Consider the following 24,365-nt stretch of genomic DNA (forward strand, 5'->3'; position numbering starts at 1 on the left):
ACAGTTTTGCAACAATACAATCAATTTAACGCGATTATCGCAGTACTGGTGCGATTAACAACCAGTATGGCCGAATTCTGCGTTGTCGCTCTCAGCTTCCGCTGAAATACTTTCACAACATTCATTTAACAAATGAGGTTTGAAATGATCAGTGGATTCACTCAGGTCGTCGCCGTTATTGGCCACCCGATTAGCCAGGTTAAATCACCGGAGAACTTCAACCGCTACTTCGCTGAGCAACGGATGGATCGCGTCATGATCCCGGTCGATATCGCCCCGGAAGCCGTTGCCGACTACCTAAATGCGCTGCGAGGGTGGCACAACATGAGCGGCGTGCTGGTCACCGTCCCGCACAAGCAGCGCGCCGCCACGCTGGTCGATGAGTTAACTCCGCGAGCCCGACACCTGAACGCCGTCAATGTGATCCGTAAGCTGGCGGATGGCCGTTTACAGGGCGATATGCTTGATGGCGTCGGTTTTCAGCTTGCCGCAGAGGCGCATGGCTTTCACGCTGCAGGTAAAAAGGCGCTGCTTTCCGGCTGCGGCGGCGTCGGCAGCGCAATGGTGTGGGAGCTCTGCGAAGCGGGTATTAGCCAACTGGCGCTCTACGATCAGAATCCCGCCACTCAGCAGTTATTGCACAACCGGCTGGCAACCCATTTTCCGCATGTTCATCTCACAGACTTGCCCACGACGCTTGAGGATCTGGATTTAGTGATTAATGGTTCCCCGGCGGGAATGTCGGGTTTTGAGCCCTTACCGCTGCCGCAAGCGCTGCTGGAAACGCTACCGCCATCGATTCATGTCGCGGATGTCGTGACCGCGCCGGTGATAACCCCGCTCCTTGCCTTCGCCCGCGATCGTGGCTGCGTGATTCAGACCGGCCCGGAAATGGCGCTGGCACAGATGAAACTGCTGGGACAATTTATTGGCGTCATTCCGCAGGAACAAGGGGCGGCGGCATGAAAAGCTGGGATGTCATCGTTATCGGCAGCGGTGCCGCTGGCTTTGCCGCCGCGGTGACCGCCTGCTGTAAGGGGTTATCGGTACTAATGCTGGAAAAAGCCCCACAGTTTGGCGGCACTTCCGCCATTTCCGGCGGCGCGGTATGGATCCACGATAGCGATCAGGCGCGAAAATCAGCAAAAAGCGGCACCGCGCAGGCGATTGCCAGCTATCTGCGGACGATTATCGGCGAGTCGAACTATCGTCAGGATCTGGTGGATGCCTTTATCACCTCTGGCCGCGAGGCGCTGGCGTTTCTAGAAAAAGAGGGGGCGGTGAAATATAGCCTGCGTCCGCTCTCCCCGGATTATTACCCGGATGAACCCGGCGCCGTCGATGTTGGCCGGGCGCTGGAAGTGGTGGAGTATGACGGACGAGAGCTGGGAGAGCACTTTCGCGACCTGCGCTCTCCCCCGCCGGGGATGCTGCTGTTTGGCGGCATGATGGTTAATCGCGTTGATATCCAGCACTTTCTTGATATGCGCCGTTCACTGCGTTCGTTAGCGCACTGTAGCAAGCTGCTGCTGCGCTACGGCCGCGATCGCCTGAAACACCATCGCGGCACCCGGCTGGCGATGGGCAATGCGCTGATTGCCCGCATGGCGACTCTCGCCTTACGCAAAGGCATGACGCTCAGGCTCAACACCACAGTGCTGTCGCTGACCGAACAGCATGGCGAAGTGACTGGCGTCGAAATTGAGCATGATGGTCAAAAACAGACTCTCGCCGCCCGTTGCGGCGTGGTACTGGCGGCGGGGGGATTCGCCGCTGGCAAGCTGGCCGAACGCTATCGCCCTAAAACCCGCGAACACTATACCATGTCGCCCGTCACCAACGACGGTGCCGCACTGCGGCTTGGCGCAGGGGTCAATGCCTGTGAAGGTGAGGACAGGCCATCTAATTTTTTCTGGGCGCCCGTATCGGTGCTACGTCATCCCGATGGCTCGCAAGAGCGCTTTCCTCACCTCGTGACCGACCGCGCGAAACCCGGCGTTATCGCCGTCAACCAACGGGCAGTCCGCTTTGTTAATGAGTCAAACTCGTATCACCACTTTGCCAGCGCGATGCAAAGTCAGCCAGAAAATGCCCCCTGTTTTCTGATTTGCGATGCCCAGGCCATGAAGCGCTATGGCCTGGGTCTGGCGCGCCCTGCGCCGGTAAATAACGATGCGCTGATCAAGGCGGGCTATCTGCACAAGGCCGCGACCCTCGCCGAACTGGCGCAGCAGCTCGGCCTGGAGCCACAAACCCTCGTTGAGACGGTAAACCGCTATAACCGCACCGCCGCCGAAGGACATGACCCGGCATTCGCCAAAGGCGGCAACAGCTATAACCGCGCAATGGGCGACCCGGGCCACCAGCCGAACCCCTGCAACGCCGCGCTCACCTGCGCCCCGTTTTATGCCGTCACTCTTTATACCGGCGATCTCGGTACGTCGCGCGGGCTGGTCACCACCGCCGATGCGCAGGTCGTTAACCAACAGGGCCAACCCATTAAAGGGCTTTATGCCGTGGGTAACGATATGGACTCCATCATGGCCGGAACCTATCCCGGCCCGGGGATAACCCTCGGCCCGGCGCTGACTTTCGGCTACCTGGCAGCCAGTCATATGGCGCAACAACCCGCACTGTAACAGGAGAACACCATGATTTATGAAAAACGTACTTACACCATCAATCCGCTGAAAATGGCCGACTGGCTGGCGCTGTATAAAAGCGACGCTTACGCCGTTCAGACCGAACATCTCGGTAAACTCATCGGCTTCTTCTTTACCGAAATTGGTGTCGTCAATCAGGTGGTGCATATCTGGGCTTATGAAAGCCTCGACGATCGTCTGGCTCGTCGTGGGCGAATGGCCCAGGACCCACGCTGGCTGACTTTCTCGCGTAAAAATCGCGAACTGGCCGCCGTTGAACGCCTGGAGTCGGTACTTCTGCGCCCCACTGATTTTTCACCACTGCAATAAGGAGCCAGCGATGAGCGGACAGATGAACGTTGATGTTCTGGTGGTCGGCTCCGGCGCGGCGGGGCTCTCCGCCGCCGTTACCGCCGCGCTCGGCGGCGCCAGCGTGCTGGTCGCGGAAAAGGAGTCGGTCATTGGCGGCACCAGCGCCTGGTCCGGCGGCTGGCTGTGGATCCCACATAATCCGTTGGCGCGCGAGGAGGGCATTACCGAAGATCCCGATGCGCCGCTCACCTATCTGCGACATGAAATGGACGGGCAGGAAGCTGACGCGCGCCTGCGCGCCTTTCTGAAGTACGGACCGGAGATGATCGACTTCTTCCGTCGTCACACGGCGGTGCAGTTTCTTTCCGGCAGCAAAATGCCTGATTTTCATAACTCTCCGGGATATGCACAGGGCGGCCGCTCGGTCACGGCCCGGCCTTTTGATGGACGCCTGCTGGGGGAGTGGTTATATCGCCTGCGCCCGCCGCTGGAAACCATCAGCCTCGCGGGAATGGGCATTGCCGGCGGGACGGATATGGCGCACTTTTTCAACGCCACCCGTTCACCGCGCTCGGCGCTGTATGCGACCCGTCGCCTGCTACGTCACGGCTGGCAGCGTCTGCGCGCCGGACGCGGACAGCACCTGGTGAACGGCAATGCGCTGGTCGCCCGCCTGCTACGTTCGGCGCTGGACGCAGGGGTTAACTTTCAGCTTAACGCGCCGGTACAACGCCTGCTCACCGCCGACAACCGCGTTGAAGGGGCGATATTGCACAGCGATGGCGGCGAGATACATGTCCGCTCCGGGGCGGTGATCCTTGCCTGCGGCGGCTTTCCTCACGACAGACAACGGCTGGCGGAAAATGTGCCGCACGCCGCCAGCGGCTATGGACACTTCTCCGCGGCCCCCCCGGGCAATCAGGGCGACGGTATTCGGCTCGGCGAATCGGTCGGCGGCCAGTTTGATACCTCGCTCAGACACCCCATGGCCTGGGCGCCGGTCTCGCGCGTCACCCTCGCCAGCGGGCTGCAACTGGTGTTCCCGCACCTGGTGGAACGCGCGAAACCCGGCTTTATTGCCGTTTTGCCCAACGGCAAACGCTTCACCAATGAAGCCGACTCCTATCACGATTTTATCGCCGCGCTGCTTAAAGCGACGCCACCCGGCGAAACGCCGCAAGCATGGCTGATTGCCGATAGTCGGGCGCTGCGGCGGTATGGATTAGGCCATGCCCGCCCCTTCCCTTTTACCCCGGAGGCCTGGCGACGGACCGGCTATCTGCACACCGGCGAAACGCTGAAAGCCCTGGCGGAAAAATGCGCAATCAATCCGCAACAGCTGGTGGAAACCATCGCCCACTTTAACGGCTTTGCCGACAAGGGCGAAGACACAGACTTTCAGCGCGGCGCATCGGCCTATAACCGCGCCCAGGGCGATGCCAGCCGCTCAGGCCACCCCACGCTGGGAAAACTCAGCGATGCGCCTTTTTATGCCGTGCGCATTCTTCCCGGCTCTTTAGGTTCCTTTAGCGGACTACAAACCGATGACTGCGCCCACGTACTGGATGCCCGGCAACAGCCGATTCCGGGCCTTTACGCCATCGGTAACGATATGTCGAGCGTGATGCGGGGATTCTATCCCAGCGGCGGTATCACGCTTGGGCCAGCGATGACCTTTGGCTATCTGGTCGGAAAAAAATTAACGGAAAGCATTAATAAAACAATGCATTAAAAAGATTTTACCAGGGACGGCGATACACATAACAACAACCACCTGCAACTGTACTGGAGTCCATTATGAACATGCGTACCCTGTCACTCGCTGCGCTTACCCTACTCGACGTCCCTCCGCCGGAACAGGTGCGGATCGCGGCACAAACCGGTTACAGCCACGTAGGCCTGCGCCTGCTCCCCGCAACGCCGTCCGACCCGGATTATGACATGCTCGGCGATACCGCCACCGTCCGTGATACCCTGGCGGCGCTGAAGGAAACCGGTATTGGCGTCTCAGACGTTGAGATCGTCCGCCTGACGCCGGATTTTTCATTGAACGCCCGTCTGCAGCGGTTCTTCGACACCGCTACGTGCCTGGGGGCCAAACAGGTACTGGTCGCCGGAAACGATGAAAATCTCGCGCGCAGCGCGGAAAATCTCGCCCGCCTTGCCGAAGCCGGTCGGGAGTATGACTTAACCATGAACCTGGAACCCATGCCCTGGACTCACCTGCGCACCATCGCCGATGCCCGGGCGCTGATCGACGCCAGCGGCCGCTCAGATATCGGTATTTTGATCGACGCGCTCCACTTCTGGCGGGCGGGCGAATCCCTTTCGACGCTCGCTGAACTGCCCCAAAATAGCCTCAACTATATGCAACTTTGTGATGCCTCGCCGCTCATGCCCGCTGATGAACAGGAACTGATTTACCAGGCCCGCGCCGCACGTAAGGTGCCCGGCGAAGGTGGGCTCGATCTGCATGGCCTGATGGCGGCGCTTCCGCCCATGCTGCCGGTCTCGATCGAGGTTCCACTGAGCGGAGAACGTGGCGCGTTGCCGCCGCTGACTCGCGCGCAACTGCTGTTTAACGCCGCGCAGTCCTATCTGCGCCCTTGCGCATAAGGAGAGGCTAATGACACAGACTCATCGCCTTGACGTTCGGGAGTTAATCAACGCCAATCCGCTCAGCCGATTCCAGAAACTGGTGGTGTTTTTAGGTTTTTGCGTGATCGCGCTGGACGGTTTTGATATCGCCATAATGGGTTTTATCGCCCCGGCGTTAAAACAGGAGTGGGGAGTAAGCAATCACGAACTTGGCTTCGTGATTAGCGCGGCGCTGATCGGCCTCGCGCTGGGCGCCATTTTCTCCGGGCCGCTCGCCGACTGGCTGGGGCGGAAAAAAATTATCATCAACAGCGTCTTTTTCTTCGGCTTCTGGACCATCGCCACTGCGCTTTCACATAATATTGAACAGATGGTGTTCTTTCGCTTTATGACCGGGCTGGGATTAGGCGCCGCGATGCCGAATATCGGCACTCTGGTATCGGAGTACGCCCCCGAGCGCCAGCGTTCGTTTCTGATTACGATTATTTTTTGTGGTTTCACCTTTGGCGCGGCGGCAGGCGGTTTCTCCGCATCATGGCTGATCCCGAAATTTGGCTGGCATTCACTGATGCTGCTCGGCGGTATTCTCCCGCTGTTGTTCGCGCCGCTACTCATCTGGCTGTTGCCCGAATCAGTGCGCTTTCTGGTGGTTAAGCGAGCGCCAGCCGAACGCATTCGCAAGATTTTGCGGCGCCTCTATCCCGGACAAATCGCCGATAACGCCGAATTCAGCCTCCCGGTACAGCCCGCCAGTACCAATGCGATGCGCATCGTGCTCTCCCGCCAGTATCGCTTCGGTTCGCTGATGCTATGGCTGGTTTACTTTATGGGGCTTTTTTTGGTTTATCTCCTCGGTAGCTGGCTACCGACGCTGGTTAAAGAGGTGGGCCTGACGGTCAGCCAGGCGGCGGTGATGACGGCAATGTACCAGGCGGGCGGAACTATTGGTTCGCTGTTCGCTGGCTGGCTGATGGACCGAATCAACCCGCATCGGGCACTTGGGTTTATTTACGCGGTGGGCGGCCTGTTTACGATGGCGATGGGCTATGCGGCGGCAAGCTTTGCGCTCATTTGCCTGCTGGCATTTATCAGCGGTGCCTGTTTAAATGGCGCAAATACGGGTATGAACGCGCTCTCCGCCCGCTATTATCCCACAGAAGCGCGGGCCACAGGCTCCAGTTGGATGCATGGGGTTGGTCGGATGGGAGCCATCCTCAGCGCCTTTGCCGGGGCTGAAATGCTGGCGCTGAACCTCCGCTTCGAAAGCGTTTTCCTGATCCTTGGCATTCCCGCCGCGATCACCGTCGCCGGGCTGGCGGCTAAAGGTATTTTTGCCGCCGATGCGACGAAAAAATCCGCATCCCCGGCGACGGCAATCAGGAGCGCGCCATAAATTAACCGCGCGGAACCAGGACAAAAACCACCGGAGCCCCCGGTGGTTTCAGATTGGGCTGACCCGTTATCCGTCATTCATCCTCGCCGTTGCGTCTGACCCGCATCGGTGCCGCTGGCAGACCGTCCGGCGATTACCGCCTCCCCTCATCATGCAACACTGTCGTAATATCTGTTAAACAAACATTTATTTACGCTTCATGCTACCACCACTACACTAGTCGCAATTTTTATATTGAGGTAGTAATGAACGATAACAAAATGACGCCAGGCGAACTGCGCGCGACCTGGGGTTTGGGGGCCGTATTCTCTCTGCGTATGCTCGGCATGTTTATGGTCCTGCCGGTTCTGACCACCTATGGCATGGCGTTACAAGGCGCCAGTGAAGCGCTCATCGGTCTGGCAATTGGCATTTACGGGCTGGCCCAGGCAATATTTCAGATCCCTTTCGGCCTGCTTTCTGACAGGATCGGGCGCAAACCGCTGATAGTCGGCGGTCTGTTAATCTTTATTCTCGGCAGCGTTATCGCCGCCCTTTCCGACGCTATCTGGGGCATTATTCTGGGCCGTGCGCTGCAAGGCTCCGGGGCGATTGCCGCGGCGGTAATGGCGCTGCTTTCCGATTTAACACGTGAACAGAATCGCACGAAAGCCATGGCCTTTATTGGCGTCAGTTTTGGCATCACCTTTGCTATCGCGATGGTTCTCGGCCCCATAGTGACCCATCAGTTGGGCCTGCATGCGCTCTTCTGGATGATTGCCGCTCTGGCAACGCTCGGCATTCTGCTCACGCTATGGGTGGTGCCAAACAGCCGTCATCACGTACTGAATCGTGAGTCCGGGATGGTAAAAGGCTGCTTCAGTAAAGTGCTTGCTGAACCCAGACTGCTAAGACTCAACTTCGGCATTATGTGTCTGCATACCATGCTGATGTCCACCTTCGTCGCCCTGCCGGGACAGCTTGAGGCCGCCGGTTTTCCCGCCGCCGAACACTGGAAAATCTATCTGGTCACCATGGTGGTCTCCTTCATCGCCGTGGTGCCGTTTATTATCTACGCCGAAGTAAAGCGCAAAATGAAACGCGTTTTCCTGCTGTGCGTTGCGATCCTGCTGATTGCTGAGATCGTGCTCTGGGGTGCCGGGGGCTACTTCTGGGAACTGGTGGCGGGCGTGCAATTGTTCTTCCTCGCGTTTAATCTGCTGGAAGCGCTGTTGCCATCGTTAATCAGTAAAGAATCACCGGCCGGTTACAAAGGCACCGCAATGGGGGTTTACTCCACCAGCCAGTTCCTCGGCGTGGCGATTGGCGGAGCTGTTGGCGGTTGGGTGGATGGCTTCTTTGACGCACAAACCGTGTTCCTGCTTGGCGCGCTGCTGGCGATGCTGTGGCTACTGGTGGCCAGCACCATGAGTGAACCACCGTACGTCAGCAGCCTGCGGGTCGAGATCCCCGATGATGTCGCTGCGGATGTGATATTACAGGAACGTTTACAGGCCAAAGAGGGCGTAAAAGAGGTGCTGGTGATTGCTGAAGAGCGTTCGGTCTACATCAAAATAGACAGTAAGATCACTAACCGCTTTGAGATTGAGCAGGCTATCAAAGGGGTATAAAAAAGGTTCATCGCAGGTTAGCGTGAACCAATAGAAAACGGCAGTCAGCATTTGCAGGCCGGGTCAGGCGTCAGCCGCCACCCGGCATATAAAATCAATAATATCATATATGTTATGGGTTTTTCGTAGGCCCGCGCAAGCGAAGCGCCGCCGGGCAATTCCGGAAAAACGCACTTTGTCAGCAATCTGAAGCGGGGTTAACCCGCTTTTATAGTAATATCAATCCTGCAAAGGCTCCCGCGCGCTTAATCGCGGAAGTTTTTGAACTGGAACGGCTGGCCTAAATCACCGCCGCGCACCAGCGCCATAACCGACTGCAGATCGTCGCGAGACTTACCGGTAACGCGAATTTCTTCCCCTTGAATCTGTGCCTGTACTTTCAGCTTGCTGTCCTTAATAAGCTTGACGATTTTCTTCTGCGTCGCGCTCTCAATCCCTTGCTTCAGCTTTGCATCGACAAACCAGGTTTTACCGCTGTGCACAAACTCATCCGGCACCTCGATTGAGCTGCCTTCAATGCCGCGTTTCAGCAGCTTGGCGCGCAGGATATCCAATAGCTGGTTAACCTGAAAATCAGACTCGCTGAGGACCTTGATGGTCTCGTTTTTTTCGTTCAGTTCAAAGCTCGCTTCAACGTTACGAAAATCAAAACGCGATTCAACCTCACGGCCCGCGTTCTCTACGGCGTTTCGAACTTCCTGAAGATCGACTTCAGAGACAATATCGAAAGATGGCATCTTTTCCTCTCCTTCCGTTTCTTTTGCGTTGCATAATACCTGCAACGCAACATAACTCAACTTGTTATCCCGAGAGGATAACTGATAACGCTATACTTTAGCCATGAACACCTGATGCAGCACTTACAGGTGAGGAGGAATAATGAAAGTAACCGTACTCGGATGCGGTGCACTGGGACAGTTATGGCTAACTGCGCTGTACAAACACGGACATGAAGTCCAGGGCTGGCTACGCGTCCCTCAACCATTCTGCAGCGTTAATGTGATTGAAACCGACGGTAGCGTGTTTAACGAATCCTTCACCGCTAACGATCCTGAATTCCTCGCCAGCAGCGACCTGTTGCTGGTGACGCTAAAAGCCTGGCAGGTTTCTAACGCGGTGAAAAATCTCAGCGCCGCCCTGCCCGCATCATCGCCGGTTCTGTTAATGCATAATGGCATGGGCACTGTGGATGAACTTAAAACCATCAAGCAGCCGTTGCTGATGGCTTCGACAACCCAGGCGGCCCGTCGCGACGGCAACGTCATCATCCATGTCGCCAACGGTACCAGCCATATTGGCCCGGCAAAAAACTATCCGCAGGACTACAGCTATCTCGCCGATGTTCTGCAGCGCGTGTTGCCCGACGTTGCCTGGCATAACAATATCTATCCCGCAATCTGGAGTAAGCTGGCGGTGAACTGCGTGATTAACCCGCTGACGGCGTTGAAAAATTGCCGGAACGGCGAGTTACGCGCATACCCGCAGGAGGTCGCCGCGATTTGTTATGAGGTTGCGGCGGTTATGGAGCGCGAGGGAATGCATACCTCGCCGGAAAACCTGTTATTCTATGTTCATCAGGTTATTGAAAGTACGGCAGAAAATACCTCTTCTATGCTGCAGGATATTCTCGCCCAGCGCCATACGGAAATCGACTATATCACTGGTTTTCTGTTAAAACGCGCTCGCGCCCACGGCATCGCCGTACCGGAAAATACCCGTCTGTTTGAACTGGTAAAGCATAAGGAGAATGAATATGAGCGCGTCGGCACTGATTTGCCTCGCCCCTGGTAGCGAAGAGACCGAAGCAGTCACCACCATTGATTTACTCGTTCGCGGCGGCATCAGGGTCACCACGGCGAGCGTCGCCAGCGATGGCGATCTGACCATCGTCTGCTCACGCGGCGTCAGGCTGCTGGCCGATGCGCCGCTGGTTGACGTGGCCGACGGCGATTTCGATATCATCGTTTTACCCGGCGGCATTAAGGGGGCAGAGTGCTTCCGCGACAGCCCGCTGCTGGTCGAAACCGTTAAGCAGTTCCACCGTTCCGGGCGTATTGTCGCCGCGATTTGTGCAGCGGCCGCCACGGTGCTTGTTCCGCACGCTATCTTCCCCATCGGCAATATGACCGGCTTCCCGGCATTGAAAGACAAAATCCCCGCCGAACAGTGGCTGGATAAACGTGTGGTATGGGACCCTCGCGTAAAACTGCTCACCAGTCAGGGGCCGGGAACAGCAATTGATTTCGCCTTGAAGATAATCGATCTGCTGGTTGGGCGCGAAAAAGCGCACGACGTCGCTTCACAGCTGGTGATGGCGGCGGGTATTTATAACTACTATGAATAGACGCAAAACGGCAACCCAGGATTGCCGTTTTTCATGTTTGCGCCTTGATGCAAAAAACTAAGGGCGATACACCTTCACGTTGTCAAAGCCCTGCTCGCGCAGATACAGCGCCTGCAGACGGCTCATCACGCCGCGCTCGCACCACAACAGCCAGGTTTTACTCTGGTCGAGATCGCCAAATTTGGTGCTCAGCTTATAGAACGGCAGAGAAACCACCTCCACGCCGTCCACCTTCAGCGGCTTATCGTCCTGTTCATCAACAGAACGGATATCGAGGATCATGTCATCGGGGCCGAAACCGCTGACGGTCTCCACTTCCACCACGTCCTGCCCGGTCTGCTGAGCGATATCGCGAATATCAATGTTATTCGCTTCCGCCACCACTTTATCAAGGATACTGAAATCGAAATGCTCTTCTTCCGCCTCGATCCTGGCCTTCACCGCTTTCACCGTCGGACTTTTCGAAATAACGCCGCAATATTCGGGCATGGTGCGGGCAAAATCTTCGGTGCCGATTTCGCGCGCCAGATTAATAATGTGCTCTTTATCGTGCGAAATCAGCGGACGCAGAATCAGCGTATCCGAAACGTTGTCGATCAGGCGCAGGTTGGTCAGCGTCTGACTGGAGACCTGGCCTAAGGCCTCGCCAGTCACCAGCGCCTGCACGCCGTAGCGCTCGGCAACTTTTGACGCCGCGCGGACCATCATACGCTTGAGCACCACGCCCATCTGGCCGTCATCGACTTTCTCAAGAATTTCACCAACCACCGGTTCAAAGTTAATCGCCACAAAACGGACACGATGAGAACTACCGAAGCGATTCCACAGGTAATGCGCCACCTGACGCACGCCGATTTCATGCGCCGCGCCGCCAAGGTTGAAGAAACAGTAATGCACGCGGCAGCCGCGACGCATCAGCATATAGCTGGAGACGCCGGAATCGAAACCGCCGGAAATCAGTGACAGGACATCTTCCTGAGTACCGATCGGGAAACCGCCAATACCTTCGTAGCGCCCTTTCACCAGCAGCAGACGATCGTTTTCGATCTCAAGGTTGACCGTCACATCCGGGTTGGTCAGCTTCACCCGCGCCGTTTCAATATGCTGGTTTAAACCGCCGCCGACGTAGCGTTCTACTTCAATAGAGGTAAACTCATGCTTACCGCGACGCTTAACGCGCACGCAGAAACTTTTGCCTTCCAGCGTTTCACGCCATAGCGGCAGAGTCTGTTCGAAAATGTCGTGCAGGGAAGTAAAAGGAACATCTTCAACTTCCAGAATATGGTGAATACCGGGAATGCGGGTCAGCGCGTCGCGGATAGCCGGGCGCTGATTTTCATCTTTCGCCCGGACTTCGATATGGTCCCAGTGACGAACGACGGCAAGCGTCTCATCATAGTTCTTGAGAACGTTACGAATGTTCCCGGTTAAGATTTTAATGAAGCGCAATCGCACAGATTGGCTTTTGATGGTGATTTCCGGGAACAATTTAATGATAAACTTCATAGCGACAATAGTTCGTTAGCAAGCCCGGTGGGCTTTTAAGCATAAAAAGTTGTACAGGCGCGATCGGCGTCTGCATCCAGGGCGCGGAGTATACCACTATTGGGCGCTTTTCACCTGGCATTGCGCGTTATTTGATTAACCGCGCGACTTCGTTACCATATTGATCGCTATTAAGACATGACAAGAGTCTATATTCACTATGCCAAAGAAAAATGAGGCCCCGGCCAGTTTTGAAACCGCCCTGAGCGAGCTGGAACAGATTGTTAATCGTCTGGAAAGCGGCTCACTGCCGTTAGAAGAAGCGCTCGGGGAATTTGAGCGCGGAATACAGCTGGCGCGCCAGGGGCAGGCCAAACTGCAGCAGGCAGAGCAGCGCGTACAAATTCTGCTGGCGGATAGCGAAGACGCGCCGCTTACATCTTTTACGCCGGACGCTGAATAAATGGACTTTCCCCAACAGCTACAGGCTTGTGTTGAACAAGCCAACGATGCCCTTCGTCGCTTTATCGCGCCTCAGCCTTTTCAGAACACTCCGCTGGTCGAAGCCATGCAATATGGCGCACTCTTGGGCGGCAAACGCCTGCGCCCGTTTCTGGTTTATGCCACCGGCGACATGTTTGGCGTCAGTCGTTCCACGCTGGACGCCCCCGCCGCCGCCGTTGAGTGCATTCATGCTTATTCGCTGATACACGACGATCTGCCGGCGATGGATGATGACGATTTACGCCGCGGCCAGCCGACCTGCCATATTAAATTCGGCGAAGCGAACGCTATTCTTGCCGGAGACGCCCTGCAAACGCTGGCGTTTTCTATACTGAGTGATGCCTCCATGCCGGAAGTGCCGGATCGCGATCGTCTGGCGATGATTTCTGAACTGGCGCAGGCCAGCGGCATCGCCGGTATGTGCGGCGGTCAGGCGCTGGATCTGCAGGCGGAAGGTCAGCAGGTTGATCTGCAGGCGCTGGAGCGTATTCATCGCCACAAGACCGGGGCGCTCATCCGCGCGGCGGTGCGACTGGGAGCATTGAGCGCGGGGGATGCGGGGCGTAAAGCGCTGCCCGCCCTTGACCGCTATGCGGAAAATATCGGTCTGGCTTTCCAGGTCCAGGATGACATTCTTGATGTAGTAGGGGATACTGCGACACTCGGCAAACGTCAGGGAGCCGACCAGCAGTTGGGCAAAAGCACCTACCCCGCCCTTCTGGGACTTGAGCAAGCCCGGAAAAAAGCCCATGATCTGATTACTGATGCTCGCCAGTCGCTAAATGAACTGGCCGCGCAATCTCTGGATATCACGGCGCTGAACGCGCTCGCGAATTACATAATTCAGCGCGATAAATAAACAATAAATGAGTCTCTGATGAGTTTTGATATTGCCAAATACCCGACCCTGGCGCTGGTGGATTCCACCCAGGAGTTGCGTCTGTTGCCAAAAGATAGTCTGCCAAAACTGTGCGATGAACTACGGCGTTATCTGCTGGACAGCGTCAGCCGTTCCAGCGGGCACTTTGCCTCCGGCCTCGGTACAGTAGAGCTCACTGTGGCGCTACATTACGTCTATAACACGCCGTTTGATCGCCTGATCTGGGACGTGGGCCATCAGGCATACCCGCATAAAATTCTGACCGGTCGCCGCGACCAAATCGGCACCATCCGCCAGAAAGGCGGGCTTCATCCTTTCCCGTGGCGCGGAGAAAGCGAGTATGACGTACTGAGCGTTGGTCACTCTTCGACCTCCATCTCCGCCGGGATTGGGATTGCGATCGCCGCGGCCAAAGAAGATAAGCAGCGCCGCGCGGTCTGCGTTATCGGCGATGGGGCAATAACCGCCGGGATGGCATTTGAAGCGATGAACCACGCGGGCGACATCAAACCCGACCTGTTGGTGGTCCTCAATGACAATGAAATGTCGATCTCCGAAAATGTCGGGGCGCTAAACAACCATCTGGCGCAACTGCTCTCCGGCAAGCTTTATTCCACACTGCGTGAAGGCGGCAAAAAGGTCTTTTCAGGCGTACCGCCCATCAAAGAGTTGCTCAAACGCACCGAAGAACATCTCAAAGGCATGGTGGTACCGGGAACGCTGTTTGAAGAGCTGGGCTTTAACTACATTGGGCCGGTGGATGGCCACGATGTTATCGGCCTGGTTAATACGCTGAAGAATATGCGCGATCTGAAAGGACCCCAGTTCCTGCATATTATGACCAAAAAAGGCCGCGGCTATGAGCCCGCCGAAAAAGACCCGATTACCTTCCATGCGGTGCCGAAATTCGACCACACCAGCGGCGTGCTGCCCAAAAGCAGCGGCGGTCTGCCTACTTACTCAAAAATCTTCGGCGACTGGCTGTGCGAAACCGCCGCGAAAGATGACAAATTAATGGCCATCACCCCGGCGATGCGCGAAGGCTCCGGGATGGTCGAGTTCTCGAAAAAATATCCTGACCAGTATTTCGACGTCGCTATCGCCGAGCAGCATGCGGTGACTTTTGCCGCCGGGCTGGCGATTGGCGGCTACAAGCCGGTGGTGGCGATTTACTCCACCTTCCTGCAGCGCGCCTATGACCAGGTGATTCACGATGTCGCGATCCAGAAGCTGCCGGTGCTTTTCGCCATCGACCGTGCGGGGATCGTCGGCGCCGATGGGCAGACCCATCAGGGCGCGTTTGATATCTCCTTCCTGCGCTGTATCCCGGATATGGTTATCATGACCCCGAGCGATGAGAACGAATGTCGCCAGATGCTGTATACCGGCTATCACTACAACGATGGCCCGAGCGCCGTGCGCTACCCGCGCGGTTCAGGTACCGGCGCGGCATTTGAACCGCTGTCTTCGCTGGCTATCGGTAAAGGGGTGGTGAAACGCGAAGGTAAGAAGATCGCCATGCTTAATTTCGGCACGCTGCTGCCGCAAGCCGCAAAAGTAGCGGAAAAGCTTGATGCCACTCTGGTGGATATGCGTTTTGCCAAACCGCTGGATGACGCGCTGATCCTGCAACTGGCCGCCGAACATGAAGCGCTGGTGACCCTTGAAGAGAATGCCGTTATGGGCGGTGCGGGCAGCGGCGTGAATGAGCTGCTGATGTCCCGCCGCCGCATGGTTCCGGTGCTGAATCTTGGCCTGCCTGATTGCTTTATTCCGCAGGGAACGCAAGAAGAGGTTCATGCCGACCTCGGCCTCGATGCCGCCGGTATTGAAGCCAAAATCCACGTCTGGTTAGCATAATTCCCATCACGGCTCCTGCTATGCTTAAACGATATTCTTTATTCGTAGCAGGAGCGCATTATGCACTACATTCCCCTTGGCAATACCGATCTGCGCGTTTCCCGGCTGTGCCTCGGCTGTATGACGTTCGGCGAACCGGATCGCGGTAACCACGCCTGGACCTTACCGGAAGAGAGCAGCCGTCCGCTGATCAAGCATGCCCTTGAAGGCGGCATCAATTTTTTCGACACCTCGAACAACTATTCCGACGGCAGCAGCGAAGAGATCCTCGGTCGCGCGCTGCGTGAGTATGCCCGCCGCGATGCCGTTATCGTCGCCACGAAGGTTTACCATCAGGTGGGCGATCTGCCCCAGGGACTGTCACGGGGGCAAATCCTGCGATCCATTGACGACAGCCTGCGCCGTCTCAACATGGAGTATGTCGATCTGCTGCAAATCCACCGCTGGGATTACGCCACCCCGATTGAAGAGACCCTGGAAGCGCTAAACGATGTCGTTAAGGCGGGTAAAGCGCGCTATATCGGCGCCTCGTCGATGCATGCCCGGCAGTTTGCCCAGGCGCTGGCGTTGCAGGAGCAGAATAACTGGGCGCGCTTCGTCACCATGCAGGACCACTACAATCTGATTTATCGTGAAGAGGAAAACGAGATGTTGCCGCTGTGTAGCCGTAAAGGCGTCGCGGTGATGCCGTGGAGCCCGCTGGCGCGCGGTCGCCTGACTCGCCCGTGGGGGGAAACCACCGCCCGTCTGGTATCGGATGAATTCGGTAAGTCCCTCTACAACACAACGGATGAAAACGATAAACAGGTTGCGGCAAACCTTGCCGAAGTCGCGGAAGAACTTGACGCCGGGCGCGCTCAGGTGGCGCTGGCCTGGCTGTTAAGCAAGCCGACCGTGGCCGCACCGATTATCGGCGCCTCAAGACAGGAACAACTGGATGAGCTGCTTCATGCGGTCGATTTAAGCCTCACGCCGGCGCAGATTGAAAAGCTGGAAGCGCCATATAAACCGCATCCCACAGTGGGATTCAAGTAAACACAACGCCCGGCCTGCTGGCCGGGTTGTCGTCAGAACAGGCCTATCGGCCAGTGATGGCCAATCACGTACAGGACCCCGGCGGAAATCACTCCGGCGACGATATCGTCCACCATAATGCCCATCCCGCCGTGGATATTGCGATCGAACCAGCGGATCGGCCACGGCTTCCACATATCAAAAATACGGAAAATAACAAACCCTGCGGCAACCCACTGCCAGTCCAGCGTCGGCAAAGCCATCAGGGTGATCCACATCCCGACAAACTCGTCCCAGACGATACTGCCGTGATCGTGGGTACCCATATCTTTCGCCGTACGGTGACAGATATACACGCCGATGCAGATGCTCATCATCACCACCAGCGAATAGAGCTGCCAGGGGAGAAAAGTCATCAGATACCAGAATGGAATCGACGCCAGCGATCCCATGGTTCCAGGCACGACAGGACTTAACCCGCTGCCAAAACCGGTCGCCAGCAGATGCCAGGGATTACGCATCTTCAGGCGGCTTTTCGCGACATCTTTACTCCGCACCAAAATGGTCATACCCCTTAAAGTTCAGCGTGACCGCCTTCCCCTCGCGGGTAAAGTGCAGACCTTCGTTTTCCGGCAGGATCTGCCCGATACAGGTAAAACGCGCGCCAAGATGGGCGAGAGCGACATCCAGGGCCCCGCGGTTAAGTTCAGGCACGGTAAAGCACAGCTCGTAATCTTCGCCGCCGGAAAGCGCCCAGCGGAGCGCCTGCTCCGCGTCAACCTGGCGCAGCATCGCATCCGAGAACGGCATCATATCCAGATCAACGCGCGCGCCGCAGCCGCTGGCGTTGAGAATATGCCCCAGATCGGAAATCAGACCGTCGGAAAGATCGATGGCGGAGCTTGCCAGATCGCGCAGCGCCTGGCCCTGCAGAATACGCGGTAGCGGGCGCAGATGGCGCGCCAGCAGATAATCGGCATCGGCCGCGTCTTCAACCTGTAGCCGCGCCTGCAAAATCGCCAGGCCCGCAGCGCTATCCCCCGGCGTCCCGGTGACATAAATCCAGTCGCCCGGCTTCGCTCCGGAGCGCTTCAACGCACGTCCCGGCGGCACGAAGCCGTGAATGCCCAGCGTCATCGACAGCGGCCCGCGAGTGGTATCGCCGCCAATCAGCTGCATATCATAATAGCTAAGCTGAACAAACAGGCTGTCGCTAAAGGCCTCCAGCCACGCTTCGTCCGCTTCCGGCAGGGTCAGAGCCAGCGTTAACCACGCCGGTTCAGCGCCCATTGCCGCAAGGTCGCTCAAATTCACCGCCAGCGCTTTATAAGCCAGGTCGGCAGGGTCGATATCAGGTAAAAAATGGTTTCCCGCCACCAGAGTGTCGGTGCTGATTGCCAGCGTTTTTTTCTCGGGGATATTCAGGAGTGCGCAGTCGTCGCCAATGCCGGTTTCAACATCAAGACGGGCGCTTTTTACACGATCAAAATAACGGGCAATCAGGGAAAATTCGCCGCATGCCATACGTTATGCCTCAGCAAAAGAAAAAAATAAGACCGGATTGCAGAGAGCAGAACTCTGCAAAACCGGCCCTGGCGTTTACTTTTTGTTGGGACGAATTACCGGGGCTGCTTTGTCCAGCACGCCGTTGACAAACTTGTGGCTATCTTCAGCGCCAAAGGTTTTTGCCAGCTCGATGGCTTCGTTAATCGCAACTTTGTACGGTACATCGCTGCGCTTTGCCAGTTCAAACAGCGCGATACGCAGCACTGCCTTTTCCACCTGACCCAGCTCGTCCAGCAGACGAGACAGGTACGGCTTCATCAGGCCGTCGAGATATGCGCTGTTAGTCGCCACTCCGGACAGCAGCTCACGGAAATACAGAATGTCCACATCTTTCACATCCTGTTCCGCCAGGAACTGGTATTCGACATCAGCGATGTCGTTCTGGGACAACTGCCAGGAGTAAAGCGCCTGGACAGCACACTCACGAGCGCGGCGACGAGCAGCAGGTTTCACGGAATTCCCCTTACAAAAATCAGGCCTTAATGGCTTTCAATACGTTAATCATTTCCAGCGCGGTCAGCGCGGCTTCAGCGCCTTTGTTACCGGCTTTGGTACCAGCACGTTCGATGGCTTGTTCAATACTTTCAGTGGTCAGAACACCGAAGGCTACCGGAATGCCGCTATCCTGAGCGACGTGCGCCAGGCCATTGCTTGCTCCGCCAGCCACATATTCAAAGTGCGCAGTGCCGCCCCGAATAACGGTACCCAGCGCAATCACCGCGTCATATTTACCGGTTTTTGCCAGCGCGCCAGCCGCCAGCGGCAGCTCATACGCGCCGGGCACCCAAACAACGGTAATGTTTTCATCTTTTACCTGACCAATGCGTTTCAGGGCGTCAATCGCACCCTCCAGCAGGCTGTCATTGATAAAGTTGTTGAAACGCGCAATGGTGATGGCGACGCGAGCGTCCGGGGTAGCAACGTTAGCTTCAATAATGTTCATACTCTTCCTTCGGGTTCATTTGGCCCCGCAAGGGGGGCGGATTCTATCACAATAATCGGCACACTGCTTTCCCTTTTGACCGGGGAAATCAGGCATTCACTAAATGCAGGCAAATATCCGGGCCTACATGACGTATCTCGTTGAATTTGAAATGGGGCGCCTGGCTAAGTTTCTCAAGCCCCGGCAATACGCACAATCCCCGCGCGTCGTTGCCTAACAGTTTAGGCGCAATATAGACGATAAGCTCATCCACCACCCCGGCCTGTAACAGCGCGCCGGCGAGCGCTGGTCCGGCCTCGACCCAAATCGAGTTAATCTGCTGTTTCCCCAGCAGCATCATCAGCGAAACCAGGTCAAGATGGCCGTTATGCGCCGGCACCAGCAGGCTACGCACGTTCTCCGGCCACTGGCGTTCATCTTCGCGGGTACGGGCAAACAGCGTTTCGCCTGCCTGCTGCACAATACGATGCTGCGGCGTCACGCGATTCTGGCTGTCGATGACGATCCGTAAAGGCTGGCGCAGGTCTTCTTGCGGATACAACGCCTGGGTATCGGCATCCAGTTCCTGCCAGCGCACCGTGAGCGCCGGATCGTCCGCCAGCACCGTGGCGCCGCTGGTGAGGATGGCGTGGCTTTGCGCGCGCAGACGCTGCACGTCGCGTCGCGCCTGCGGTGACGTTATCCACTGGCTCTCGCCGCTGGCCATCGCCGTGCGGCCATCCAGCGACGCGCCCATTTTAAGCTGGACATACGGGAATCCCGTGCGCATCCGCTTCAGAAAGCCTTTATTCAGCGCTTCGGCCTCGTTCATCATCAGCCCGTGGCTGACGTCAACGCCTTCCTGCTGCAGACGGTATAAACCGCGCCCCGCGACCTGCGGATTCGGGTCCTGCATCGCGGCGACCACCCGGGCCACGCCCGCCACAATCAGTGCTTCGCAGCACGGCGGCGTCCGCCCGTGATGACTACAGGGTTCCAGCGTGACGTAAGCCGTCGCCCCTTTTGCTTTTTCGCCCGCCATGCGCAGCGCATGAACTTCCGCGTGCGGTTCGCCAGCGCGATAGTGAAAACCCTCGCCGACAATCTCGCCGTCTTTGACGATCACGCAGCCGACATTCGGGTTGGGATGCGTGGTGAAGCGGCCGCGCGCAGCAAGCTTAAGCGCGCGCGCCATGTACATTTCGTCCTGCATGGCTTAATCCTGTAGACGGGCGATCTCTTCGCCGAACTCTTTAATATCTTCGAAACTACGATAGACGGAAGCAAAACGGATATAGGCGACTTTATCGAGCTTTTTCAGTTGCTCCATCACCAGATTGCCGATCATTTTGCTCGGCACTTCGCGCTCGCCGGTGCCGCGCAGGTGGGTTTTAATGTGGTTTATCGCCATTTCCACGTCATCGGCGCTGACCGGGCGCTTCTCCAGCGCTTTTTGCATCCCGCTGCGCAGTTTGTCCTCATTAAAGGGTTCACGCACATCGTTGCTTTTTACCACCCGAGGCATCACCAGTTCCGCCACCTCAAACGTCGTAAAGCGTTCATTACAGACCAGACACTGGCGACGACGGCGCACGGAAGAGCCCTCGCCCACCAGACGAGAGTCGATAACTTTGGTATCTACGGCGAAACAGAAAGGGCAGTGCATAGCGCGTCCTGACATGTAGTTAAACTGGCGGGTAGTTTACCGCGAAGTGACCCGACAACAAAGAAAGAGCTTTTGAGATAAAGGATCTATGGTGCGCTATCCGGACAGACTACCATTAATCATCCTCTGTTAACGGAATCCCAACGATGACAAGACGTTATTTAAAACTGGCCCTCATGGGCAGCCTTTTCACCCTCAGCGCCTGCGCACAGCAAAGCGAAATCCACCAGATGAACCAGAGCGTGAGTACGCTGAGCAAAGAGATGAGCCAGCTAAATCAGCAAACGATAGAAATCACGCAGCAAAACGCCCTGAATGCGAAATCAAGCAGCGGCGTTTACCTGCTGCCGGGAGCGAAAACGCCTGCCCGGCTCAAAACTCAGATTGGCACCCTGCGTATGTCGCTGCTCAACATCACTCCGGAGGGCGACAGTACCCGACTGACCCTGCGCATCCAGGGAGAATCCAACGATCCGCTACCCGCTTTTAGCGCAACGGTCGCCTTCGGGCAGATCCGCGGTACAACCGACAGCTATCAGGAAGTCAACGTACAAAATCAGCTCATTAACGCGCCAGCCAGCATTCTGGCGCCGAGCGATATCAATATTCCGCTGCGTCTGAACGGCGTCTCCCCGGAGCAACTCGGCTTTGTCCGTATCCACGATATCCAGCCCACAGAGATGCAGTAACCTTGTTTCGCCGGCGGTCACAAACCGCCGGCGCTTTCCCGCCTTACGAATCCATTCACAAATTTCCTGATAGGTTCATTAGAAATTGACAATTCTTATGAATTTTAATGGCATTTCGTCAATCAATGCATAAAAATGTGAACGCAATCGATTGCTTATGTCTTCACCATATGAAAAAACACATATTTTTGTGAGCAATGATTCATATAATATACACCACAGAAATATGAAATATTCAGAAACGCTTCGGCGATTCTTGTAACGCCTTCAGGCTTAATTTAAACAGTGGCATCAATATGAAAAAAACATTACTGGCAGCTGGCGCAACTCTGGCCCTTTCCGCATCTTTCTCCGCCAGCGCGGCAGAAAACGACAAACCGCAATATCTGTCTGACTGGTGGCATCAAAGCGTAAACGTGGTGGGGAGCTACCATACCCGTTTCGGGCCGCAGCTGCGTAACGATACCTACCTGGAATATGAGGCGTTTGCGAAGAAAGACTGGTTCGATTTCTACGGCTATATGGATGCCCCGGTATTCTTCGGCGGTAACACCAATGCGAAGGGGATCTGGAACCACGGTTCTCCCCTGTTTATGGAAATTGAGCCGCGTTTCTCTATCGACAAACTGACCGGAACAGACCTGAGCTTTGGCCCGTTCAAAGAGTGGTATTTCGCCAACAACTACATCTATGATATGGGCCGCAATAAGTCTGGTCGTCAGAGCACCTGGTATATGGGTCTGGGTACCGATATCGACACTGGCCTGCCGATGAGCCTCTCCCTGAACGTCTATGCGAAATATCAGTGGCAGAACTACCTGGCTGATAACGAAAACGAGTGGGATGGCTATCGTTTCAAAGTGAAATACTTTGTGCCGCTGACCGACCTGTGGGGCGGTAACCTGAGCTACATCGGCTTCACTAACTTTGACTGGGGCTCCGATCTGGGCGACTCTCAGTACCGTACCAGCAACTCCATCGCCTCAAGCCACATCCTGGCGCTGAACTACGATCACTGGCACTACTCCATCGTAGCGCGTTATTTCCATAACGGCGGACAGTGGGAAAACGACGCTCAACCGGTATGGCAATCCGAAACGGTTAAGTCTACCGGCTGGGCTGGTTACCTGGTCGTTGGTTATAACTTCTAAGCGGTTTATTTACCGCCCGCCCAACATAAGGCCGGGCATAGAGAAAGCACCGAACGAGCCACTCGCCGGTGCTTTTTTATTTCTTTTTATCCATCATCGCTTTCAAATTAGCGAAGGGATTATGCGTCGCGACGCCGACATCTTTCTGCGCGTCCTCCCCGGCAATCACGGTCGATCCATACTGATCCGCTTCGGTATATTTCGAATGCTCATGATCGTGACAATACAGGCATAGCAGTTCCCAGTTACTGCCGTCTTCCGGGTTATTGGTGTGGTCGTGATCGATATGATGGACCGTCAGCTCGCGCAGGTTGGAGTAAACAAATTCGCGAGAGCATCGCCCGCATACCCACGGGAATAATTTGAGCGCCTTTTCACGATAGCCGTTTTCCAGCCGGGTATAGTTCTTAGGGATAATCGCCATAATGACTCTGTATCTGCGTTAAAGGTAGGGTTAGGGGGAAGTTTAACACTCTGCGCGCGCCATTGCCCGTGGAGGATGCAGAAGCTAGCGTTCACCGCTGGATTTTTATGGCCTGTTTTCACGGCGTACTTTACGTAAAAAATCGCTTAACCCAGGAGCGTTATGATCCAATAGGCACGGACGTAAGTAGCCCCGAATGAGAGAGAAATTCACTGGCATTACGCCATGTCAAAGGCCATTCATCATAAAGCGTAGCGAGGATGTACACTGCTGTAACCATAAAAAATCCCGGCCAGATGGCCGGGATCCCAGTGATAACGTGAACGCGTAATTAAGGCAGAATAGACGGCTGATCCGCCCCTTCTTTCTCCACTTTCTGCTGCAGCATATGCTCGCGCTTCATGCCCAGCTTCAGCGCCAGCGCGGACGCCACGTAAATAGAAGAAGCCGTACCGATAGAGACGCCGATCAACATGGTCAGCGAGAAGCCCTGCAGAATCGGACCGCCAAAGAGATACAGCATCAGGATAACCATCAAAGTGGTCCCGGATGTGATCAAGGTACGGTGCAGCGTCTGTGTTAACGACACGTTAAAGATTTCGTACGGCGTACCGCGGCGAATCTTACGGAAGTTTTCACGAATACGGTCAGATACCACGATACTGTCATTAAGCGAGTAACCGATAACCGACATCAACGATGCCACGATAGTCAGGTCAATCTCAACATGCAGTAGCGACAGTACGCCCATCGTAATCACCACGTCGTGCGCCAGCGCGATAACCACCCCGGCAGCCAGACGCCATTCAAAGCGGAAACCGACGTAAATCAGGATGCATACCAGCGCGGCGATCAGCGCCAGGGCGCCGGTCTGAGCAAGATCTGCTCCGACGCTCGGCCCCACAAACTCAATGCGTTTAACCGTTGCGTTCTGGCTGGTTGAGTCGTTAATCACCTGTACAACTTTGCTGCCCAGCTCCTGGCTACCTTTGGCTTCATGTACCGGCGGCATACGCACCATAATATCGCGACTGCTGCCGAAGTTTTGCAACTGCGGCTCTTCAAAGCCCGCCTTCTGCAGCGACGCGCGCACCTGGTCCATATCGACAGGTTTTTCGAGGGTAATTTCAATCACCGTACCACCGGTGAAATCAAGCCCCCAGTTAAACCCGCGCACGCCCATGATAATGATGGACAGAATCAGCAAAAAACCCGAAATGCCGAAGGCCCAGTAGTCCCAGCGCATAAAGTCCCAGACTTTACGGCCGTGGTTCAATTGTTCAACAGTATATTCCTGTGCCACAA

Annotated in this window: 25 protein-coding genes; 15 read left to right on the plus strand and 10 right to left on the minus strand. The window is 56.1% G+C overall.

Features of this window, described 5'->3' with window-relative positions:
- Positions 1-144: 144 nt before the first annotated feature.
- The 7 genes from FN037_RS06480 (at position 145) to FN037_RS06510 (ending at position 8,555) form a co-directional block, all read left to right on the plus strand.
- Positions 145-966, plus strand: coding sequence for a shikimate dehydrogenase family protein (locus FN037_RS06480; protein ID WP_142501768.1), 822 nt, complete (start codon positions 145-147; stop codon positions 964-966).
- On the plus strand, positions 963-2,639 hold the full coding sequence (locus tag FN037_RS06485; RefSeq protein ID WP_142501769.1) for an FAD-dependent oxidoreductase: 1,677 nt from the start codon (positions 963-965) through the stop codon (positions 2,637-2,639). The genes FN037_RS06480 and FN037_RS06485 overlap by 4 nt, the downstream gene beginning before the upstream one ends.
- 12 nt (positions 2,640-2,651) lie before the next feature.
- Entirely contained in the window at positions 2,652-2,972 is a 321-nt protein-coding gene (locus FN037_RS06490; RefSeq protein ID WP_138358115.1) for an NIPSNAP family protein, read from the plus strand.
- Between the two features lie 10 nt (positions 2,973-2,982).
- Positions 2,983-4,686 (plus strand): FAD-dependent oxidoreductase, encoded by a 1,704-nt coding sequence (locus FN037_RS06495; RefSeq protein ID WP_142501770.1) that lies wholly within the window; start codon positions 2,983-2,985, stop codon positions 4,684-4,686.
- Between the two features lie 65 nt (positions 4,687-4,751).
- On the plus strand, positions 4,752-5,570 hold the full coding sequence (locus FN037_RS06500; RefSeq protein ID WP_142501771.1) for a sugar phosphate isomerase/epimerase family protein: 819 nt from the start codon (positions 4,752-4,754) through the stop codon (positions 5,568-5,570).
- A gap of 10 nt (positions 5,571-5,580) precedes the next feature.
- Positions 5,581-6,945 (plus strand): aromatic acid/H+ symport family MFS transporter, encoded by a 1,365-nt coding sequence (locus tag FN037_RS06505; protein WP_138358121.1) that lies wholly within the window; start codon positions 5,581-5,583, stop codon positions 6,943-6,945.
- 245 nt (positions 6,946-7,190) lie between these two features.
- Positions 7,191-8,555 carry an MFS transporter gene (locus FN037_RS06510; RefSeq protein WP_142501772.1) on the plus strand — a complete coding sequence of 455 codons (1,365 nt, stop codon included), beginning with the start codon at positions 7,191-7,193 and terminating at the stop codon, positions 8,553-8,555.
- Positions 8,556-8,800: 245 nt separating this feature from the next.
- Here the strand turns inward: FN037_RS06510 and FN037_RS06515 are convergent, their stop codons facing one another.
- On the minus strand, positions 8,801-9,292 hold the full coding sequence (locus FN037_RS06515; protein WP_138358125.1) for a YajQ family cyclic di-GMP-binding protein: 492 nt from the start codon (positions 9,290-9,292) through the stop codon (positions 8,801-8,803).
- A gap of 142 nt (positions 9,293-9,434) precedes the next feature.
- On the opposite strand from FN037_RS06515, the gene panE reads away from it, so the two are divergent.
- Both panE and yajL read left to right on the plus strand, forming a co-directional pair.
- Positions 9,435-10,346 (plus strand): 2-dehydropantoate 2-reductase, encoded by a 912-nt coding sequence (gene panE / locus FN037_RS06520; RefSeq protein WP_138358127.1) that lies wholly within the window; start codon positions 9,435-9,437, stop codon positions 10,344-10,346.
- The gene (gene yajL / locus FN037_RS06525; RefSeq protein WP_142501773.1) at positions 10,309-10,899 is read left to right on the plus strand and encodes a protein deglycase YajL; all 591 of its coding nucleotides are present in this window, start codon (positions 10,309-10,311) and stop codon (positions 10,897-10,899) included. Before panE ends, yajL begins: the two co-directional genes overlap by 38 nt.
- A gap of 57 nt (positions 10,900-10,956) precedes the next feature.
- On the opposite strand, the gene thiI is transcribed toward yajL, so the two are convergent.
- Positions 10,957-12,405, minus strand: coding sequence for a tRNA uracil 4-sulfurtransferase ThiI (thiI, locus tag FN037_RS06530; RefSeq protein ID WP_138358131.1), 1,449 nt, complete (start codon positions 12,403-12,405; stop codon positions 10,957-10,959).
- Between the two features lie 199 nt (positions 12,406-12,604).
- Between thiI and xseB the strand changes: the two genes are divergently transcribed.
- The 4 genes from xseB to FN037_RS06550 are packed head-to-tail and all read left to right on the plus strand — an operon-like array spanning position 12,605 to position 16,663.
- Complete coding sequence (xseB, locus tag FN037_RS06535; protein ID WP_138358133.1) at positions 12,605-12,847, plus strand: exodeoxyribonuclease VII small subunit; 243 nt, start codon at positions 12,605-12,607, stop codon at positions 12,845-12,847.
- The gene (gene ispA / locus FN037_RS06540; RefSeq protein WP_138358135.1) at positions 12,848-13,747 is read left to right on the plus strand and encodes a (2E,6E)-farnesyl diphosphate synthase; all 900 of its coding nucleotides are present in this window, start codon (positions 12,848-12,850) and stop codon (positions 13,745-13,747) included.
- An 18-nt stretch (positions 13,748-13,765) separates the two neighbouring features.
- Positions 13,766-15,628: a 1-deoxy-D-xylulose-5-phosphate synthase gene (dxs, locus tag FN037_RS06545; RefSeq protein ID WP_142501774.1), complete on the plus strand. Its 1,863-nt coding sequence runs from the start codon at positions 13,766-13,768 to the stop codon at positions 15,626-15,628.
- A 60-nt stretch (positions 15,629-15,688) separates the two neighbouring features.
- Positions 15,689-16,663: an aldo/keto reductase gene (locus FN037_RS06550; protein WP_138358139.1), complete on the plus strand. Its 975-nt coding sequence runs from the start codon at positions 15,689-15,691 to the stop codon at positions 16,661-16,663.
- A 32-nt stretch (positions 16,664-16,695) separates the two neighbouring features.
- Here FN037_RS06550 and pgpA read toward each other — a convergent pair whose 3' ends face one another.
- From pgpA to nrdR, 6 genes are all read right to left on the minus strand, one after another.
- Complete coding sequence (gene pgpA / locus FN037_RS06555; RefSeq protein ID WP_138358141.1) at positions 16,696-17,211, minus strand: phosphatidylglycerophosphatase A; 516 nt, start codon at positions 17,209-17,211, stop codon at positions 16,696-16,698.
- Positions 17,189-18,166 (minus strand): thiamine-phosphate kinase, encoded by a 978-nt coding sequence (gene thiL / locus FN037_RS06560; protein WP_142501775.1) that lies wholly within the window; start codon positions 18,164-18,166, stop codon positions 17,189-17,191. Before thiL ends, pgpA begins: the two co-directional genes overlap by 23 nt.
- Before the next feature lie 75 nt (positions 18,167-18,241).
- Positions 18,242-18,661: a transcription antitermination factor NusB gene (gene nusB / locus FN037_RS06565; protein WP_138358145.1), complete on the minus strand. Its 420-nt coding sequence runs from the start codon at positions 18,659-18,661 to the stop codon at positions 18,242-18,244.
- A gap of 19 nt (positions 18,662-18,680) precedes the next feature.
- On the minus strand, positions 18,681-19,151 hold the full coding sequence (gene ribE / locus FN037_RS06570; protein ID WP_045440500.1) for a 6,7-dimethyl-8-ribityllumazine synthase: 471 nt from the start codon (positions 19,149-19,151) through the stop codon (positions 18,681-18,683).
- An 88-nt stretch (positions 19,152-19,239) separates the two neighbouring features.
- On the minus strand, positions 19,240-20,343 hold the full coding sequence (ribD, locus tag FN037_RS06575) for a bifunctional diaminohydroxyphosphoribosylaminopyrimidine deaminase/5-amino-6-(5-phosphoribosylamino)uracil reductase RibD (RefSeq protein WP_138358147.1): 1,104 nt from the start codon (positions 20,341-20,343) through the stop codon (positions 19,240-19,242).
- A gap of 3 nt (positions 20,344-20,346) precedes the next feature.
- On the minus strand, positions 20,347-20,796 hold the full coding sequence (gene nrdR, locus FN037_RS06580; protein ID WP_138358149.1) for a transcriptional regulator NrdR: 450 nt from the start codon (positions 20,794-20,796) through the stop codon (positions 20,347-20,349).
- 146 nt (positions 20,797-20,942) lie between these two features.
- Here nrdR and FN037_RS06585 point away from each other — a divergent pair, with 146 nt between their 5' ends.
- Both FN037_RS06585 and FN037_RS06590 read left to right on the plus strand, forming a co-directional pair.
- Positions 20,943-21,485, plus strand: coding sequence for a DUF3251 domain-containing protein (locus FN037_RS06585; RefSeq protein ID WP_142501776.1), 543 nt, complete (start codon positions 20,943-20,945; stop codon positions 21,483-21,485).
- Between the two features lie 296 nt (positions 21,486-21,781).
- Positions 21,782-22,636, plus strand: coding sequence for a nucleoside-specific channel-forming protein Tsx (locus FN037_RS06590; protein ID WP_138358153.1), 855 nt, complete (start codon positions 21,782-21,784; stop codon positions 22,634-22,636).
- A 76-nt stretch (positions 22,637-22,712) separates the two neighbouring features.
- On the opposite strand, the gene yajD is transcribed toward FN037_RS06590, so the two are convergent.
- Both yajD and secF read right to left on the minus strand, forming a co-directional pair.
- A complete protein-coding gene (gene yajD, locus FN037_RS06595; RefSeq protein WP_138358163.1) occupies positions 22,713-23,060 on the minus strand; it encodes an HNH nuclease YajD in 348 nt (115 codons plus the stop codon).
- Between the two features lie 331 nt (positions 23,061-23,391).
- The gene (gene secF / locus FN037_RS06600) at positions 23,392-24,363 is read right to left on the minus strand and encodes a protein translocase subunit SecF (RefSeq protein WP_138358169.1); all 972 of its coding nucleotides are present in this window, start codon (positions 24,361-24,363) and stop codon (positions 23,392-23,394) included.
- Positions 24,364-24,365 lie beyond the last annotated feature (2 nt).

The organism is Klebsiella sp. 2680 (assembly GCF_900198535.1).
GTDB lineage: Bacteria > Pseudomonadota > Gammaproteobacteria > Enterobacterales > Enterobacteriaceae > Klebsiella > Klebsiella indica.

Coding starts and splice junctions, on each gene's coding strand:
- FN037_RS06590 (WP_138358153.1), top strand. CDS start 21,782: ATGAAAAAAACATTACTGGCAGCTGGCGCAACTCTGGCCCTTTCCGCA.
- xseB (WP_138358133.1), top strand. CDS start 12,605: ATGCCAAAGAAAAATGAGGCCCCGGCCAGTTTTGAAACCGCCCTGAGC.
- FN037_RS06480 (WP_142501768.1), top strand. CDS start 145: ATGATCAGTGGATTCACTCAGGTCGTCGCCGTTATTGGCCACCCGATT.
- FN037_RS06495 (WP_142501770.1), top strand. CDS start 2,983: ATGAGCGGACAGATGAACGTTGATGTTCTGGTGGTCGGCTCCGGCGCG.
- FN037_RS06550 (WP_138358139.1), top strand. CDS start 15,689: ATGCACTACATTCCCCTTGGCAATACCGATCTGCGCGTTTCCCGGCTG.
- thiL (WP_142501775.1), bottom strand. CDS start 18,166: ATGGCATGCGGCGAATTTTCCCTGATTGCCCGTTATTTTGATCGTGTA.
- yajD (WP_138358163.1), bottom strand. CDS start 23,060: ATGGCGATTATCCCTAAGAACTATACCCGGCTGGAAAACGGCTATCGT.
- FN037_RS06585 (WP_142501776.1), top strand. CDS start 20,943: ATGACAAGACGTTATTTAAAACTGGCCCTCATGGGCAGCCTTTTCACC.
- pgpA (WP_138358141.1), bottom strand. CDS start 17,211: ATGACCATTTTGGTGCGGAGTAAAGATGTCGCGAAAAGCCGCCTGAAG.
- nrdR (WP_138358149.1), bottom strand. CDS start 20,796: ATGCACTGCCCTTTCTGTTTCGCCGTAGATACCAAAGTTATCGACTCT.
- ispA (WP_138358135.1), top strand. CDS start 12,848: ATGGACTTTCCCCAACAGCTACAGGCTTGTGTTGAACAAGCCAACGAT.
- dxs (WP_142501774.1), top strand. CDS start 13,766: ATGAGTTTTGATATTGCCAAATACCCGACCCTGGCGCTGGTGGATTCC.
- FN037_RS06500 (WP_142501771.1), top strand. CDS start 4,752: ATGAACATGCGTACCCTGTCACTCGCTGCGCTTACCCTACTCGACGTC.
- thiI (WP_138358131.1), bottom strand. CDS start 12,405: ATGAAGTTTATCATTAAATTGTTCCCGGAAATCACCATCAAAAGCCAA.
- yajL (WP_142501773.1), top strand. CDS start 10,309: ATGAGCGCGTCGGCACTGATTTGCCTCGCCCCTGGTAGCGAAGAGACC.
- ribE (WP_045440500.1), bottom strand. CDS start 19,151: ATGAACATTATTGAAGCTAACGTTGCTACCCCGGACGCTCGCGTCGCC.
- ribD (WP_138358147.1), bottom strand. CDS start 20,343: ATGCAGGACGAAATGTACATGGCGCGCGCGCTTAAGCTTGCTGCGCGC.
- FN037_RS06505 (WP_138358121.1), top strand. CDS start 5,581: ATGACACAGACTCATCGCCTTGACGTTCGGGAGTTAATCAACGCCAAT.
- FN037_RS06515 (WP_138358125.1), bottom strand. CDS start 9,292: ATGCCATCTTTCGATATTGTCTCTGAAGTCGATCTTCAGGAAGTTCGA.
- FN037_RS06485 (WP_142501769.1), top strand. CDS start 963: ATGAAAAGCTGGGATGTCATCGTTATCGGCAGCGGTGCCGCTGGCTTT.
- FN037_RS06510 (WP_142501772.1), top strand. CDS start 7,191: ATGAACGATAACAAAATGACGCCAGGCGAACTGCGCGCGACCTGGGGT.
- panE (WP_138358127.1), top strand. CDS start 9,435: ATGAAAGTAACCGTACTCGGATGCGGTGCACTGGGACAGTTATGGCTA.
- FN037_RS06490 (WP_138358115.1), top strand. CDS start 2,652: ATGATTTATGAAAAACGTACTTACACCATCAATCCGCTGAAAATGGCC.